25 protein-coding genes and 2 pseudogenes are annotated in these 16594 nt (G+C 30.1%); all 27 read right to left on the bottom strand.

Going from position 1 to position 16594, the window contains the following annotated elements; all coding sequences use genetic code 11:
- Position 1: 1 nt before the first annotated feature.
- The 27 genes and pseudogenes from HO345_RS04720 to HO345_RS04590 all read right to left on the bottom strand — a co-directional run bounded on the left by HO345_RS04720 (position 2) and on the right by HO345_RS04590 (position 16477).
- Positions 2–793: a class I SAM-dependent methyltransferase gene (locus HO345_RS04720; RefSeq protein WP_253684282.1), complete on the bottom strand. Its 792-nt coding sequence runs from the start codon at positions 791–793 to the stop codon at positions 2–4.
- Positions 794–940: 147 nt separating this feature from the next.
- A complete protein-coding gene (locus tag HO345_RS04715) occupies positions 941–1582 on the bottom strand; it encodes a GNAT family N-acetyltransferase (RefSeq protein WP_253684280.1) in 642 nt (213 codons plus the stop codon).
- A gap of 139 nt (positions 1583–1721) precedes the next feature.
- Positions 1722–2180, bottom strand: a complete 459-nt coding sequence (locus tag HO345_RS04710) for an Rv1443c family protein (protein ID WP_253684278.1) — start codon at positions 2178–2180, stop codon at positions 1722–1724.
- Positions 2181–2371: 191 nt separating this feature from the next.
- Positions 2372–3011, bottom strand: a pseudogene (locus HO345_RS04705) (transglycosylase domain-containing protein).
- Positions 3012–3112: 101 nt separating this feature from the next.
- Complete coding sequence (locus HO345_RS04700; RefSeq protein ID WP_253684274.1) at positions 3113–3820, bottom strand: hypothetical protein; 708 nt, start codon at positions 3818–3820, stop codon at positions 3113–3115.
- Positions 3821–3892: 72 nt separating this feature from the next.
- Positions 3893–4213: a type II toxin-antitoxin system RelE/ParE family toxin gene (locus tag HO345_RS04695; RefSeq protein WP_253684272.1), complete on the bottom strand. Its 321-nt coding sequence runs from the start codon at positions 4211–4213 to the stop codon at positions 3893–3895.
- Positions 4213–4458, bottom strand: a complete 246-nt coding sequence (locus HO345_RS04690) for a type II toxin-antitoxin system prevent-host-death family antitoxin (RefSeq protein WP_253684270.1) — start codon at positions 4456–4458, stop codon at positions 4213–4215. The genes HO345_RS04695 and HO345_RS04690 overlap by 1 nt, the downstream gene beginning before the upstream one ends.
- Positions 4459–4554: 96 nt before the next feature.
- Positions 4555–4752, bottom strand: coding sequence for a YcxB family protein (locus HO345_RS04685; protein ID WP_253684268.1), 198 nt, complete (start codon positions 4750–4752; stop codon positions 4555–4557).
- 35 nt (positions 4753–4787) lie between these two features.
- Complete coding sequence (locus tag HO345_RS04680; RefSeq protein WP_253684266.1) at positions 4788–5267, bottom strand: integrase core domain-containing protein; 480 nt, start codon at positions 5265–5267, stop codon at positions 4788–4790.
- A 49-nt stretch (positions 5268–5316) separates the two neighbouring features.
- Positions 5317–5595, bottom strand: coding sequence for a transposase (locus HO345_RS04675; protein WP_253684264.1), 279 nt, complete (start codon positions 5593–5595; stop codon positions 5317–5319).
- 55 nt (positions 5596–5650) lie between these two features.
- Complete coding sequence (locus HO345_RS04670) at positions 5651–6169, bottom strand: DUF1697 domain-containing protein (RefSeq protein WP_253684262.1); 519 nt, start codon at positions 6167–6169, stop codon at positions 5651–5653.
- 331 nt (positions 6170–6500) lie between these two features.
- Positions 6501–6959: a hypothetical protein gene (locus HO345_RS04665; RefSeq protein ID WP_253684260.1), complete on the bottom strand. Its 459-nt coding sequence runs from the start codon at positions 6957–6959 to the stop codon at positions 6501–6503.
- 278 nt (positions 6960–7237) lie between these two features.
- Entirely contained in the window at positions 7238–7495 is a 258-nt protein-coding gene (locus HO345_RS04660) for a hypothetical protein (protein WP_253684258.1), read from the bottom strand.
- Positions 7488–7774, bottom strand: a pseudogene (locus HO345_RS04655) (toxin). The gene HO345_RS04660 and the pseudogene HO345_RS04655 overlap by 8 nt, the downstream one beginning before the upstream one ends.
- A 345-nt stretch (positions 7775–8119) precedes the next feature.
- Positions 8120–8494, bottom strand: coding sequence for a hypothetical protein (locus HO345_RS04650; RefSeq protein ID WP_253684254.1), 375 nt, complete (start codon positions 8492–8494; stop codon positions 8120–8122).
- Positions 8495–8683: 189 nt separating this feature from the next.
- Positions 8684–9022, bottom strand: a complete 339-nt coding sequence (gene mazF / locus HO345_RS04645) for an endoribonuclease MazF (protein WP_253684252.1) — start codon at positions 9020–9022, stop codon at positions 8684–8686.
- Positions 9016–9249: an AbrB/MazE/SpoVT family DNA-binding domain-containing protein gene (locus HO345_RS04640; protein WP_253684250.1), complete on the bottom strand. Its 234-nt coding sequence runs from the start codon at positions 9247–9249 to the stop codon at positions 9016–9018. Before HO345_RS04640 ends, mazF begins: the two co-directional genes overlap by 7 nt.
- Before the next feature lie 431 nt (positions 9250–9680).
- Positions 9681–10307: a hypothetical protein gene (locus HO345_RS04635; RefSeq protein WP_253684248.1), complete on the bottom strand. Its 627-nt coding sequence runs from the start codon at positions 10305–10307 to the stop codon at positions 9681–9683.
- 102 nt (positions 10308–10409) lie between these two features.
- Positions 10410–10685: a helix-turn-helix domain-containing protein gene (locus HO345_RS04630; protein WP_002689021.1), complete on the bottom strand. Its 276-nt coding sequence runs from the start codon at positions 10683–10685 to the stop codon at positions 10410–10412.
- 7 nt (positions 10686–10692) lie between these two features.
- Positions 10693–11079, bottom strand: coding sequence for a type II toxin-antitoxin system RelE/ParE family toxin (locus tag HO345_RS04625; RefSeq protein WP_002689013.1), 387 nt, complete (start codon positions 11077–11079; stop codon positions 10693–10695).
- A gap of 139 nt (positions 11080–11218) precedes the next feature.
- A complete protein-coding gene (locus HO345_RS04620; protein WP_253684246.1) occupies positions 11219–11773 on the bottom strand; it encodes a GNAT family N-acetyltransferase in 555 nt (184 codons plus the stop codon).
- Between the two features lie 67 nt (positions 11774–11840).
- Positions 11841–12131: a BrnA antitoxin family protein gene (locus HO345_RS04615; RefSeq protein ID WP_366796572.1), complete on the bottom strand. Its 291-nt coding sequence runs from the start codon at positions 12129–12131 to the stop codon at positions 11841–11843.
- The gene (locus HO345_RS04610) at positions 12076–12351 is read right to left on the bottom strand and encodes a BrnT family toxin (RefSeq protein ID WP_253684242.1); all 276 of its coding nucleotides are present in this window, start codon (positions 12349–12351) and stop codon (positions 12076–12078) included. Before HO345_RS04610 ends, HO345_RS04615 begins: the two co-directional genes overlap by 56 nt.
- A 161-nt stretch (positions 12352–12512) precedes the next feature.
- Positions 12513–12701 (bottom strand): hypothetical protein, encoded by a 189-nt coding sequence (locus HO345_RS04605; protein WP_253684241.1) that lies wholly within the window; start codon positions 12699–12701, stop codon positions 12513–12515.
- Between the two features lie 233 nt (positions 12702–12934).
- Entirely contained in the window at positions 12935–14623 is a 1689-nt protein-coding gene (locus tag HO345_RS04600; RefSeq protein ID WP_253684239.1) for an AIPR family protein, read from the bottom strand.
- Between the two features lie 389 nt (positions 14624–15012).
- Positions 15013–15597 (bottom strand): DUF2441 domain-containing protein, encoded by a 585-nt coding sequence (locus HO345_RS04595; RefSeq protein WP_253684237.1) that lies wholly within the window; start codon positions 15595–15597, stop codon positions 15013–15015.
- Positions 15598–15997: 400 nt separating this feature from the next.
- Complete coding sequence (locus tag HO345_RS04590; RefSeq protein ID WP_253684236.1) at positions 15998–16477, bottom strand: hypothetical protein; 480 nt, start codon at positions 16475–16477, stop codon at positions 15998–16000.
- Positions 16478–16594: the final 117 nt, after the last annotated feature.

Raw genomic sequence — 16594 nt, 5'->3', positions numbered from 1 at the left:
TTTAGTTTTCTTTTTTGCATATATATAATAAATGACTTGAAGAACCGAGCAGCTCTCGCTTTTCACATGTTGCTAAGTGATATTTAACAAATAACTCAAAGTCTGCATCCGACATTTTAAAATCAGTTCTTCTTTCTGCCGTTTCTAAAATATTATCTACAGCTGCCGTAGTTAAATATTTTGTATTGTGTGATTCAAAAAGCTCTTCAAATTCCACGATATCATAACCTGTAAATAACTGATCTTCAAAATGTTTCACTTTATAATTATCATCAAAGTTCATCTCGATACCTGCTGCAAGAGTTTCTTTCAGGTAATTATTATTCATAATGGCATATACTGAAAGAAAAGCTGTTAAAATTATTCCGCCTATTTTGGTAACTCGAATTGCTTCATCTAAGGCTTTATGAACTTCTTTTTTATCATATAAATGATACATAGGGCCGAACAACAATGTAATATCAAATTGATTACCTTCAAATCTATCAAGATTTAATGCATCTCCCTGATAAGAAATAATATTTTCAATGCCGACGCTGTTGTTTTTCAGCACTTCAAGATTGGTCTCTACTAATTCAACAGCTGTGACATTATATCCTTCTTTTGCCAAGGCAATGGAGTATCTACCCGTACCGGCACCAATCTCTAATATCTTCGCTCCGGTTTTTGCATACCGATGAATATAGCTCATTGTAGTGATATACTCCAACTGTCCCTGACGGCTTCTGTTTAGCCTGCTGTTCTCATCGATATCATCATAAAACGACCTTAGTATTTCTATTCTTTTACTCATAATTAGTTTCTCCCAATGTTTAATTTTATCTTACAGCCTTTAAATTGCCCTACTTCTCTTGAATTTTACACACCTGTTTTACTATTCAATTTGTATTTCAGCAATAAAAGTATCGAAATAACCGCTTCCATATAAGTTGTATATAGTTTACTGTAACTGACCAGGTAAAATCAACTTTTCTTTATAAGGGAAAATCGATTCATACGCTTCAAAATCGCAGGGATTTTCATCAGCCGCAAAATATCCTTTCGGAGGACAATAAGTTGCTTCTACAATTCCATGCATTTTAAAGTATCCGGGAATAAGTTCCAGCACAAGAAAATACGGTACTTCGGCATCTTTCGGCTCACAATAATAGTGAATATGAAATTTGCTCGCAAGATCAAACCCCGCATGACGATAAAACTCAATATTACCTTCAATACAAACAAAACCAATTCCCATTGTTCTAGCTTTTTCAAGCGAATATTTTAACAACTTCAAGCCGTATCCCTTCTGCCTGTAATTCGGATGTATGCTTATCGGTCCAAAAGTCCATGCAGAAACTTTTTCACCATTGTCAAGCGTCAGCTTTGCTTTTGAATACATCACATGCCCGATGATTTTTTCGTTTATCTCTATAACCAATGAAAGCTCCGAAATAAAATCGGGATTATCTCTGTAACAGTGCAGGATATAATGTTCCATACAGCCGGGTCTGTACACATTCCAGAAAGAATCTCTAGTTAAATTTTCAACAACAGTATAATCTTGAATCTCTTCCATACGGATTACATAATTTGATTCCACTTATTTATCTCCAAATATTATATATTCATTAATTGCTATATCATCAACACCAAGGCTATACCCGTTACTATATGTCTTTGCATTAACTAAAAATTGGTGTGTATAAGCTTGAGCTCTTTACAAAAATTACAGAACATTATTACTTTACTACCTTTCGAATTTTTATAAGTTTCAACCATTTTCTTTGACGATGTTTATAAAAGCAATTAGCCCAAAGCCAAACAATAAATGTTTTCCAACCGGCTCCAATTTCAACTTCATCACTATAATCCGTTGTTCCATTTCCGTTATCAATCAATTTAATTCTATGATTCCATATAGGTACATGTGTATTGCTTTCGTTTGTATAAATTTCGTCTTTATTAAAATTAATTACCTTAATTGTATGAGTTCCATAAGGAATAAAGCAAAACATTTTAAACAAAAAAGAAAATGTTTGTCCTTCTTTCCAAACAATTTCCTTGTCTTCTCCAATTATTTTAAATGAAGCATATGGAGACGCAATATATTGCAAAGTTTTTACATCGGTTAATAGTTTAAATACAGAATCAATATCTGACGGAAAAGTACTTTTTACATACACTTCTTTTGTTTTCATTATTTCTCCTATTAAAAGTATACAATCTCATCTATAAAAAATGCGGATAGTTATATTTGGTACCATTTATTTACAAGCAACAAAATCACTTACACATTTTCTGAATCGGTCAATTGGCTGTGAGCATAACAGCCGCTTAATCTGCAATTGGACATAACTCCATTTGTCGGCTTTGAAAACGGTAGTATATGTTATTCATTTATACGCTTAGAAATTTCATTAACTTTTTCTTCTATAAGTCTTTTATTTCCAATTTCTATATTATACTTAATTGGATTTATTGTAGCTAGTATTAATTTTATAAATTCTTCATTACTTAAACAATTATAATCTTTATCAAAATAACATTTTGATGCATCAGCAAGCCCTATTATTCCATTTCCAAAATAGGCATTTGAAATCACATGATTATAGCAATCTTTATAGTCAATATTTTTTTCAATATTTCTCATAGTTCCAAAAATTATAATTCTCCGATCCATTGTTATAATTTTTTTATTTCCTTCATCATTCTTTGCAAAATAAAATGTTGCCATTATATATGCCATTTTATTTTTTGAAGAAACAAAATCCATAATTAAGGGAAGTTTTTTAAATTTCGGATTTTTATTATTCGTGTAAATATAACTCATAATTTCTATTTGTTTTTCAGTTAGTTCAACTGTAGTTTCATTCTTTATATTTTCATACTTTATTTTTATGCCTTTCTTATTAATATATATTCAAAAAAATATATAAGAATAAACAACAGAATAGCATAAATAAAAGTAAAGAAAGAAATATTTTTATAACTAAAGATCTTATATTTTTTTTACTTAGTGCTAATTCCATTTTTTCTCCAGATCCTACCTGTACTGTACACATACATTATTTTAAACCAAAAATGAGCTTGATCCACTTATCAGCGCTAAAGCAGATGTTAGACGCTAATCTCAAAATTCATAAAAATCATATAAATATAAATCTTCACAATCTTTCATTATTTCTTTCTTATAGTTTTCTTCAATGTTATCCTCAAAATTATTTTTTATGGAATTCCAATATTCATTATACTTTGCAGAACCATAAAATCTTTCAAATGCTTGTTGTCTTTTATTTTTATAATTTTCTAAATTATATTTTCCTTGTTCAATTATCTTTCCATTATTTACTTTTATTAAAATGTATTCCTCAAATTCTGAAAGATACCCACCATGAATATAATTTATCATATTACCTTGAGGTATAGTAAGAACCCCAGTAAAAAAATCACATACAACTGGTATATCTGTTTCAAATAGTTCTGAAAAAATTGAAATTTTTTCCGTATCAAATACTTCAGATTTATCTTTAGGAAATACATAAATCGTTATATAAATATCAATAACATATAAATAATCATTTTTTATCGCGAATTTTGCTATATATCCACGCCAACAAGCAGTAGAAATCAACGCTTTGTAATTAGAAAAAATTTTATCAAATTTATTTCTTACTTCTTCTTTTTGTAAAAACAACTGATTCAATGGATTTGTAAATAATTCTTTTATTTCATTTTCAAAAAGTAATATGTCAGAAGCCTGTGCTGTTGCAAATAATTTTGAATTTAGAGAAAACAAACTGAATAATAAAAAAATATATACCCTTACACTTTTATTCATAAATTTTCCATTCAAATATAATAGTACATCTCACAGAGCGGGTTTTGTCAGTCTTGAACTGCCTGTTATACGCTATTTGCTATTCTCGTCAAATAAAATACGAACAAAATCTCTTCTTGAATACAAAATCCTTACGATTCTTATAACTTTGTCTTCAATTCTATAAAATATTGAATAATTATTTGCAAGCACGAACTTATAATCTGTAGGAAATGAAACATATTTTTCCACAGGAATCCCTACATTTGGAAAAACTGTCAAATTTTCATAAGTTTCTATAATTTTTGAAATGGTATTATGTGCTGCTATCGGATTTTGAAGTTCATTCTCTATATAATTTTTGATTTCAAGTAAATCTGCTGCCGCTTGAGGAGCAATCTTTATCTCAAACATCAAAGTCCCGCCATTTTTCTGACTTGAGTTGTGTCCAGCCATCCATTTTGCAAAGCAGATTCTTCGCCTTTCTTCAATTCTGAAAAAAGAGTTTGCGTAGCCGTCAATTTCTCGTAATCTCTTATGGAAATCACAGCATAACACCCCCTGCCATTTTTAGTAAGAAAAACCGGCGATTCATCAGCAACATCCTGCAAAACTTCATTATAATTACGCAAATCCGAAACAGGTTTTATAGTAATCATACACACCTCTAATATTCTTAATATTTTACTAAATAATTATTTTAAAATCACACTCAATTGTCAAGAGGTATAAAGTTGATTTCAGCCTCTTCTTCATTAAATCTCTAAAGTTTTATTTTCTTCTATTGTTTTTATAATCGAATCATAATCTTCTTTATTTTTAAATGTTTCTTTTTTTAAGAAAATATACCTTCCATTTGAGAATTCGATAATATAAAATTTCTTTGATTCAGAGTTTGCAATATAGTCTTGTAAGTTATATCTAAAAATTGTACCAAGACTTGAAAAAGTCAATAACAGTGCAGACCCTAAATTCCCTAAAATGTAGTTTAAGCTGCCGGTTTTAATAAACCTGTTTCAAATAGCTCCCGATAAATCGCAGGAGGATAACCTTTCGGATTCATTGTTGTAATCCTTCGTCGGTTGTAGTACACAATAAACCTCCAGACGATTTTCTTTACTTCTTCCCTTTTCAATTTTGTTGTATCTATGCGGTATAACTTCTCCTTCTTGAGCGTCGCAAAAAAGGATTCCATCCTCGCATTATCATAACATTTTCCCACACCGCTCATGCTCATGCATTGCATGTCGGCGAGCCAACTCAAGTTTGTACGCCTCACTCGTGTATTGAGAGCCGGCATCACTGTGATGTATGAGCCCATCAGGACTTCTTCGGCTCTTGTGAAAGAATCTTGTGTATTTCGACCAGAAGAAGTTGCCAGTGTTTCATCTTTGTGCGGTTCCGTTTCCACTTGTAAAAGCCAGTTTCGTTTACCTTTAGGGTTCTGCACAGCTTTACAATTGACCACATTTTCTCTTTTGCATTTTCCAAAATGTAGCTGAATAACCCTTGCATACTTACTTCTTCCGGTCTACGACGAAAAAACCGAGAGCGTCCTTAAGTATTTCGTTTGCTTTTTTCAGCTCCTGTATTTCTCGCTGCATGGCAAGCTCTCTCTCGTTAAACGGTGTTTTATCCGATGCAATTCTCTCTTCCTTCGCCTTTCGGCTTCGCACCTTCCTCCACTCTGTAATCGTGTAATAACTGAGTCCCAGCTGTTCGGCTGCTTTTTTCACTCCTATCTCATCTGACAATAGCAGTGCCTGTTCCTTAAATTCTTTATTGTACTTGACCATATCTCCCCTTTCTTTATTTTTCGGGTTTTTAGGTCTGCACTTTTATGATAACGGTTCATGCAAGATGTCGAGCTGTATTAACATTTCGTACTGTCATATCTTTATATACTTTATGCGATATTATTTTATTCAAATGGCTTTTATTATAATCTCCCCGTCGAACATTCCAGATTAGCGCACCCTCAACATATATTAATTGTATGTATTCCTTTTTTATCGATAATTCATTTATTATGTTTTCAGTATCTATTGATTCAAATAAATACGCTACATCGGTCTTTTGCTCATCATTATTTTGCCAATTATCGGGGATGCTGCTTGCTATTTTTACCATTTCAATTTTTATCTTTACCAATACTTTTACTTCATTCCCCATCGTTATATGTAATGCCTTTTCAATATTCTCCGTAATACTGTTTTTTTTGTCATTTGATTTAAAAAGGACATTTCCGGAATTGATATATGTTGAAACGCTTGAAAAACCGTATTGTTCAAATAATATTTTCAATTCTTTCATGTTAATTTTTACCGAGTTTCCGACATTAATACCTCTGAGCAATGCTATATAATCCATAATATTCCTTATTAATTATACTTACTAAATACTATAGTCATATTTTTTATTGATATTTTATCTACTAAAAATCCATATTTAAGAAGTTATTTTTATAATTGAGAAATGAATATTCAATCTCATAACTATTTATTGTTTTTATCTCTTCAAATGACAAAACCACTGTATTTTATTGTCATATACAACATAATTCCATAAATCATCGTACTTACTCATAACATCAATCACTTTCAATATTTTTTCTCATAGACCGCCGAAGGCATGTACCTAACATTCGCTTAACCTGCACTTGCGGCTTGTCCGCAATGTCAGGTTGAAGCGGGTGTTAGGTTTATGGCCGCGGTCTAAATCCAATATCATCACTTTCACTTGATATTATTCCATCCATATATCTAATATCAAATTTACCGTCTCCATAATCACTTAGACTTGGCTTATTTTTATACTTGCTTATATACTCATCATTTTCAAAATTAGGTAATTCTCCATTCTCTTCTAAATATTTAATTACATATGCTTTTAATTTATAAAGTTCTTCTTTTATTTTATTTGTTCTATGTATGTCAAAATAAAATCCAAGTAATGTAAACATTAAAGTTACAATAGCTCCGAATGATAATAGATTAACTTTTTTATTTTCCATTGATTTCTTTATAAATAATATGGAAATAATAAGACCTATAAGGCATCCCTCTGCAACAAAAATAATTCCAAGAGGTAGTATTAACCCTCCCAAAAATGATATTACTGAAGCAAGTAATAATAATATTCCATACACAAAATTAAGCATTACCTACCTCTTTTTTAATAATATTTATTTTTTCGATAACACATTTTTATATAATCTAATTCACACTTTATATCCGAATCAATTCATCAAGTTGATGTTATTCTGAAGAGCACAATTCAATGCTAGGAAAAGCTTGATTCCTTTAATTTAAAGATAAAACAAGCGCACAGCGTCAACCTAACGTGCAGTTAAGCTGCAAAACATACCGGCGTTTAGCCGGTCGCTCTTCAGAGCGGGTTTTGTCAGTCTTGAACTGCGTGTTAGACGCATTAAATTATTTATCTTTCTATCAGCTTTCCAGTTAAATATTTATGTAAAATACTTCCTGCAAAAACTTCATATTCCATACCTTCTTCAAAAGCTTTGGCCTTTAGATTATTCATATCTTGCTTGACAAGCATTATATCTATCTTCTCTCTTTTCATAAGCATACTTTCAGCAGCCTTTTTTAAATCATTACTAAGATCATAAAAATTTTTTACCGATTTCCATTCATCATTTTCTATAGATTCATACAACTCTTTTTCACTATTCATTTTCTTCTCCTTTCCAGTCAAGATATTTCGACGTATATTTTCTACTTGGAAAAATAGTTTTCAAAAAACAAACATCATTTTCAAGTACACAAGGAACTACATATACATATCTATCAATTTCTACAAGAAGCAAAAGTTGATTTGGATATTTTTCTTTGTTTGGATGCTCTAAAATATCCAATAAACCATCTTGCTCAATTGCCACAATAATCCGCTCAAACGATATATTTCTATCTCTTTTAAGCATCATATTTTTTCATTATTCCAATCGAATATCATACTATAAATAATATATCACTTTTTCAATTTTTTAACAATAAATCTTAATACTACAAATAATTATTATAATTACCATAACCGTCCGAAGGACTTATAACTTGTTGATTTCCTTAATAAGTTTTAAAATCCACAGATAAAAGTTTATTTTTTATTACTCAAGTAGTCATTATGATAAAACATAACTTTATTCAAAAAACTAAGCTATTAATTCAGGTTTTAAGCTTTAATTTATAAAAAATACACCCTCTTTTTCAAAGTTACAGTTTATCGTGCCGTAAGGCACCTATCTAACATTCGCTTAACCTGCATTTGCGGCTTGTCCGCAATGTCAGGTTGAAGCGGGTGTTATGTGATTTTCTTTATTTTCTTAACTTTATAGTTAATTAATTCCAAACCAAAAATTTCATCATTTTCATTATAAATACGAATCGTATCATTATCAATCAATTCTGTTTCTTTAATAAAAATCCATTGAACATCTTTTTCTAAAAACGGATTATACCAGATTGAATAAATTGATATTGTTTTCTTTATTTTTGAGTCTTTAATAGATTTAATAATCATCTGACCGGTTCCCTTAAAAATTCCATCTGAATAATTTGCAATATACTCGTATCCATTATGAATTATCGATGGAACTTCTGGAGGCGGAGTCCTTTTTGCATATAAAACCAAGAGTGAAAATATAAATATACTTAATAATATGATACTTTTTTTCATTAAACATACCTATTGTAAAACGCTTCTTCTTCCTTGCTATAAAGTTCAATTCATTTTTTTGATTACTTTTTTGCGGCGAATATTTTTCTTTTTTTTCACCATGCGCCCCAGTGGGGCGTCCACATAACTTCCGCTTAACCTGCATTTGCGGCTCGTCCGCAATGTCAGGTTGAAGCAGGTGTTAGGTGATTACTCAATTAACAACTTTATATTATCTACAACAGCATTTATTTCTTCTTCTGTTGTTTTTTCTATAAAATCACAACTTCTTTTTTTATAATCAAGGTTATTTACTTGGTCGCTAAGAATACAGCCATTTATCGAATGATTATCCAATACAATTTCAAAAGGATAGCCTTTTATATGGCTTGTAATAGGACAAAATAAAGCAAGTCCGACTTTTTGATTGTATCTTTTTTGAGAAATACAAATTGCAGGACGACGACCTTTCTGCTCATGTCCTGCTTGCGGATTAAAATCAAGCCAAACTAAATCGCCTCTATCGGGAACATAATTTGAATTCACCATTCTTCGTTACCTACTGAATAATCTGTAGAGATTTCCGAATGAATATTTTCAGAAGTAACCATTGCCAGCATATCATCAAGAGTTTTTTCCTGAGGAAGAATTACGATTTTTCCTTTTTCTGCGATTACTTCTATTTTGCTTCCATGCTTTACATTATTATCTTTTGCCCAAAGAGAGGGTATTCTAAATCCGAGACTATTACCCCATTTCTGAACTACAACCTGCATAATAAACCTCTATTATTTTTAGTATATACATTGTATAGTTTTTTGTCAAGGATTTTTTCAAAAAAGCGGGCTTGCTCCACTGCCTAAATCGTTCATATTTGAAAACTATGACTTTCATGCTATATTCTTCAGCTGCTATATAATACATATTAACCAATTATCCATCCCCTCCGAATGCAGATTTTCATAAGATTATTATTCCATCAGCACCAATTATCTTATGTATTATTACAAGTAATCTAAGTCAATTCAATATATTGTTCAGAAGGGCAGTCCAGATAACGGGGTGGCGGATAAACTGCAAGAAGCGAGACTTTCATGACAAAACAATTGTTAGGTTAAAGCGAGTGTTAGACGAAATCAATTATTTAATAAGCATTCCAAAATATAATAAAAATAAATACACAGTCAATTAAAAAATATTTCCTATTTTATCTCAAAGGAAAAACATACATTTCATCCAATTCTAAACCTAAACTGATAAGACTTGATGTAATTCGTTCCAAATTAATTTTATTATAAAATACAATTGTTCCTTGTGCTAGAACTACACCATTTTCACCTGTAACAAAACCTATTATAATCGGATAAGAATTTTCATATTCTAAAATACAGATTGCCGGTTGTTTATGCAATTCATTATCTACAAAAAGATTATAAGTTGAAAGAACATAACTGGCTGGAGTAAAATCTATTTGTAAGTTATAGAAACAATCCAATACAGAAAAAGCGGCATCTTTATAGTTCTCTTCTTTTAATACATTAGATAAACTATTTTCAAATCCATGAGATAGTAAATCCTTCTTGACATACTTGTAGATAAGGATTGTTTCCTTCGTTGGGGATTTGTAATCACATTTTTTGAGTTCCTTTTTCAGATCATTGTTTATAAAACATGAGTATATATCAAGATTATCTAAATTTTTTACCTTTTCATTTATGATATCCGCGATTTTTTGAGAATATAATACATAATAATATTTGGGATTACCATTATTTATTGTTTTACAGCTAAAAAATAAAAGACTTAGTGTTATTAGTGCTAAAATTTTTTTCATAATCCTCAACTTAGCGCCCCAAGGTAGGCGTCCATATAACATTCGCTTAACCTGCATTTGCGGCTCGTCCGCAATATCAGGTTGAAGCGGGTGTTAGCACTTTTAAATTCTTTCTATGTTTACCCTGTAGCCAAGAGAATTTACAACAGATAAAAAAGTTTGATAATTTATTTTATCTGCTGTTTTATTATTTCGTAATTTTTGAATGATTGTCGGTGATACTTCAGCCTTTCTTGCAAGTTCTCTAACAGATATATTTTCCTCTTCCATTTTTTCAAGTATAAATTCCGATAGTAGAAAGTTATTATACTCTTTATCAAACTTCTTTTTTTGTTTTATATCATTTTTTATGTACTTATCAAAGGTCGACTCTTCCATAATCACATCACTCCTCATATAAATGTTCATATATTTTTTTATTTTCTAAAGCGATTGTCTTTTCTGCCAACGGCAGTTTATTCCTTCTTTTACAAAATCCATTTGTTACAATTATTTTCTGTCCTTTCTTAAAAAAACATAAATATCTATCAGGCTGAGGTTTAAATGCATAAATTTCATCTCCTTCATATCTGAATTTTGTTTTATCAAATATTTTACCGAAATCACCTATTTTCTTTACCAACATAAGAAATTTTCGTTTTTGAGAAGGTGATGCTTTTCTAAAGTATTCAAATGCTTGACTATATCCTGCTTTATCATAAAACCATTCAATTCTAAAAAAGACACCTTCATATATCAAGCAATTTTCTTTATCCATATTATATTGTACCATTTTTATGATACAATATCAATACCTACTACAATAAAATTTGAAAAAATTATTCTTTTTTTGCACCGCGAAAGCGGTGTCATGCTAACATTCGCTTAACCTGTATTTGCGGCTTGTCCGCAATGTCAGGTTGAAGCGGGTGTTAGGTTTTATTATTATTTCGAGTAACTCTGTACTCTTCATCTAGCAAATACATCATTATAAAATCCGAATATTTGCCATTATTGAAGAATCCATCCTTTTGCTTACCCTCTTCTTTAAATCCTATACTTTTCCAGAACCTTAATCCTCTTTCGTTACTTCCCACAACTCCAATTGCTATTCTGTGGAAATTTAAACTATTAAAACCGTATTCAAGCATTAAGTTTGCAGTTTCTTTTCCATAACCTTTATTCCAATAATTTCTATTCCAAATCATTAGCGAATAATCTGTTGTTCTCCATGGCATAAAAATTCTTAGAAAACCGGTTTCTCCAATTATTGAATTTGTTCCCTTATCAATAATTACAAACCATATCCTGTCATCTATTTTTTGACATCGATCATAAAAGTTATCCATTTCTCTTTCAGTTACCGGATACACCTCACCGCTTAATACTCCTATTTCTCTATCGGACATTAACTCAGCCAATTTTTTAAGATCATCTTTTTGTACCGGGCGAAGTTTTATTCTCTCACTCTCCATAAAATAACTCATATCATTCCTCGCATGCATTTTGAATAAATATTTTCAGCATTGAAGCGGTTGTTAGATTTTATAGTTATCAAATTGTGTACCTATATCTTTCAGCGTACTTGCTTAATATTTCATTTATCATTGTTTGATATTTTACATTATTTTTCTTTGCTGAAGCTTTAAAAAATGCAACACTTTCACAGTCAAGCGTTATCGTAATTTTTACTTTTTCAGATTTTCTTATTAATCTGTCAGGTGGTGGTAAAAAATCTTCTATCCTTTCAGATAATGATATTGACTCAGCTACTTGTTTAGGAGCATCACTATATTCTGTTTTCTTCTTCATATCTTCTTTTTCCTTCTCTCCAATATCCGGCACCTATTATTCTAATATTCTCATCACGCAAGGTAAAACGTACAGTCAATATTTTATCTTCAACTTTACCAAGACAAAAATATCTTTTCTCTTTATCCGAATGTCTTTCATCATATAATATAACTCTATTTTTATCAAAAAAAGCTTCCTGAGCTTCTTCAAATGAAACATTATGTTTTGTTATATTTATTTCATTTTTGTTCTTATCCCATTCAAATGTCATAATATATTATACATACTTTTTGCAATATTTTCAATACATATATTTTTATTTTAGAGAAAAAAAATATTTTATACAAAAAATACTGCCACTTTATAATTTTAATATATCTCAAAATCAAAAAAGTGGCAGAAATAATTCAATTTTAGAAAATATTATATCTTCTAAAATTTATCACGAAGTTTAAAATAACTACTCAAATCTCTCCCATATTTCTCTCTAGTTGCTTTAGAAATATCAAAAACTGTAGGTCGTTGATTGCCTCGGGTTGTAAATTCAAACTTTTCACCCTTATTCCGCCATTTTTTCCCATCATGAAAATCACGATCTGCAAACATTTCCCAAAATGCCATACTTGGCCTCCTATAAATTTATTTTTAGATCGAATAAATGTTATAGGTCGGTTCCGCACAAGTCTTTCCGCAAGCGGTTAGCTTGTCAACCTAACTTCCGCTTAACCTGCATTTGTGCCTTTGCTAACACGCTTATCGGCGACAAAGTTGGCGTAAAACTTGCAGTGCCGTATAGGCACATTAAGCAAGTTTTACGCCAAAACAAATGTCAGCGTTGAAGCGGGTGTTAGACTTTAATTATTTAACTGTTTATCAATTTCCTCTTTAATTAGGTTTTTTAGTAACGTACGAGCTTCTGAAATATTTTCTTTTTTATTTTGCACTATAATATTTTCAAGAATTTCTATTGATTCTTCAATCGTTTTTGAATAATTTTTAGAGATGTAAATGACATAAAATGATTTTAAATCATAAAATTTCTTTTTTTGTTTTTTATAAATATCTTCTATATTGTAATATAGCTTGCATAAATTGGGAATATCCTCTAAATATAGATCTTTCTTAAAAATACAATCATAATATTCGCCAAATAATTTACGTTTTTGATTTCCAACTCTATTAGGGAAGCCTTTGGTTGAATAAATGATTTGAGCTAAACGTTCTTTTGAAATTATATAATCATATTCCCTATTAATAATTCCTAAATCCCCGTTTTTTCTTCTATATAAAATATTATGCTCTTTTAAATATTCTTCGATTTGCAACTGTATTTCATCTACAGACTTTAGATCCGAGTCTTGAATTTTATTTTGACTATTTGTATATTCTGCAATTTGATTCTTAAGTCTTATATTTTCCTTAGTAATCTTAAAAATTCTAACTAATATATTTGCCGCACGTAATTTTTCAATTTTTTTTTCATCTACATGTTTTTGTAAATACTCAAATATTGATCGTATAGTCTGTCCGCCATTAACTATTTGATAATTTTCTAATTTTATTAAATATTTTTTTCCACTATTCATGCTATCAGAATCAATTATTTCTGATGTCATTGTGATACCATTATTAAACATAAAAAACTCAGTTGGATTTGTTTGAATTGTTTTCTGAATATTTTTATTATAACTAGATCTTTCTAAATACCCTCTAACATTATCAAATAAAAGCGAAAAATCTAAATTACAATTTTTTATTTCATCATCATCTTCAAGATTATATTTTTTATTTAAAGTTTCGTTCTTGGATGATATTCTTATCAAATCTATTAACGAAATTTTTACAATTAATGAATTTTGTGTTGATAACCCATCTCTTGAAAATGATAAAAAATCCTCTGGAGTTAACATAAACTCACATTTTTTATTAAATGTCGTTGGAATGCAGTAATTTGAAATCTTATCAAGATCAATATCAAAGACTTCCATTCCATATTTATTTTTTAAAATCTCGATATAATCATTTGATGATGATGCAAATCCTTTATTTTCATTTGAAACCATGTACAATTTAAGATTACAAATTTTATTACCTTCCAACTTTTCACGTATTTCCAAAATATTTTTTCTCACTTTATTGTCTTGCAAGCCTAATATTAGTCTCTCATCTTCGGCTTGAATATATTCTAAAAACTTCGTACTTCTAGATAAAGAATTTTCTTCCTTATTATTATCATTAAATTTTTCCCTATATTTAAAGTTGAATAAATTTATATTTATTTCTTCTAATTCCTCATCAATATAAACTGCATCAATTCCCAAATCATCAACAGAAATATTGTTTACTATTTTATTATATTCTGTATCAATAATTAATTCTTTATAATTATCAGTATCTTTTTGCCCAGTAATACTTTCTAAAACTAAATAATAAAAACCACATCTTTCTTTTTTGATATCATCAACTTCTATATCCTTATGAGTAAGTTCAAATAGTATTTTACTCTTATTTTTGATAATTTTAAAATCATTTAAATTAGCCATATCTTTCTCCTTTTTTTGCGGCTTTAGCCGTCAGCCTAACTGCCGCTTAACCTGCATTTGCGGCTTGTCCGCAATGTCAGGTTGAAGCGGGTGTTAGATGTTTTTTTTGTTATAATTTAATACCCAAATTGTTACCTTTAGCAGTAATTAAACCCATTGTTTTAATGAAAAATACTCTTTTAGAAAATTGATAGTTATTTCTTCACTCATACTTCTATCTACATCTACTATTGAATTTCCATGCTGCTTTAATGCTTTTAATACAATAATTTTATAATTTTCTTACAATATTCATAATAACTAATTATTTTATCAAATAGTTCCATTATGCTCTAATTTTCACATATTACATTACTATTAAGATAAACTATTATATACGCCTTTATTTCTCATATCCGAAGGCGTTCGTCTATCACTCGTTTTACTGTTGCCTCTTTATCGCTTAAACATTCAATTACTGCATTTTGTGTACATTCTCCCTTCCAGTATCTTCTTGCTATGTTTTTTATTATTTCAATATCTTCAAGATTTTCCATCTTTTCATATGCTATATCATACATTTCCATATCATATCGTTGATAGTTTTCATCATCAACATCTATTTCATAAATAAATATTGTTCCATCATCATCTCCAGGCTCTTCATAATCTCTTTTAAATAGATCTTTACACATATCTATACTTTCATAAAAGAAATTGCTGAAAATACGGCTGTAACACTTTTTAAATTCAGTCATTCTTATATATTCAAATACAGCTTCAGTACCCCATTTTGAACAATCTGACCATTCCCTCATATTTGATTTTCTCATTACTTCTCTAAAATATCTTGCATTTAGCATCGTTGCATTAAATACATCAGACCTTATTTCTAAAGTTTTAACCAGTGGAATGACAAGATTCTTAGTTGATTTATAGTCTGGTATGAGCTTCATATCTATATTTAAACCTTTACCAAGATGATACAATACCATCTATACCTCCCAATTAATTGCAGTACTACTTTCATAATATTATAACCATACCTAGCGCGCTATAGCGCGTCCATCTAACATGCAGTTAAGCTGCAAAACGTACCGGCGCTTAGCCGGCCGCTCTTCAGAGCGGGTTTTGTCAGTCTTGAACTGCGTGTTAGATTTTTAATTAATAGTACATACAGAATAATAAAATACCAACCCTCAAAATTCATACAATAAATCCTATGTTTTATGTTTCTTTACTTCATCACTATTTTCTTAGCAATTATTTCTTAGATAACCTCATCATACATAGGCAATTATTTTATCATTAATCTTATTTTTTGTCTTTTGATAACCCACTAAAATTGAACTATTTATTTAGTGGGCTATTCATCAGTAATCGGTTAATCACTTCTTATTGCTTTGTATATTCTACTGAATTTTCACCAGCAGTAAATTTAGTCTTCGTTTTTGATGAATTCAATTTAATCAACGAAACCATTTCTTGTAAATCTGTAGATGTAAAATTCTGTATTGCACTGATTGTCTTGTTCACCGGATCATGGGCAACAATAAATCCTATACCTTCCAGCCCTGATATAACATCACCTACAGAAGCTAAGAATGAGGCATCTGCCATTGAATAATCCGCATCTATTTTAAAATAACCAGAAAAATCAGAAGCCACATAGAATATTTTTTTCTCTACAACGCCAGAACCTGAAACGCTTGCCTTCCATGTTCCAACTAAATCACTTTTGTTTGAAACAGGCCTCCAATCACTGCTAGTATTATTCTGATTACCATTCGCCTGTTGACAACCGCTAATTAACGCTACTGCACTAATTATTAAAACTAATGCGCCAATCACTGAAACTAATCTCTTTTGTTTCATTTCGACCTTCCTTTCGCAATGCTTTTTCCATTGCAATTATTTTTATTTTGGTCGAAAGTCTGTTTCGATTGGTTCCGTCCCCGCCTGCCTTTAGGCAGGTCAATCTAACGTGCAGTT

It is taken from the genome of Treponema denticola (genome assembly GCF_024181645.1).
Lineage (GTDB): Bacteria > Spirochaetota > Spirochaetia > Treponematales > Treponemataceae > Treponema_B > Treponema_B denticola_A.
This window is presented reverse-complemented; position numbering and strand designations above follow the sequence as displayed.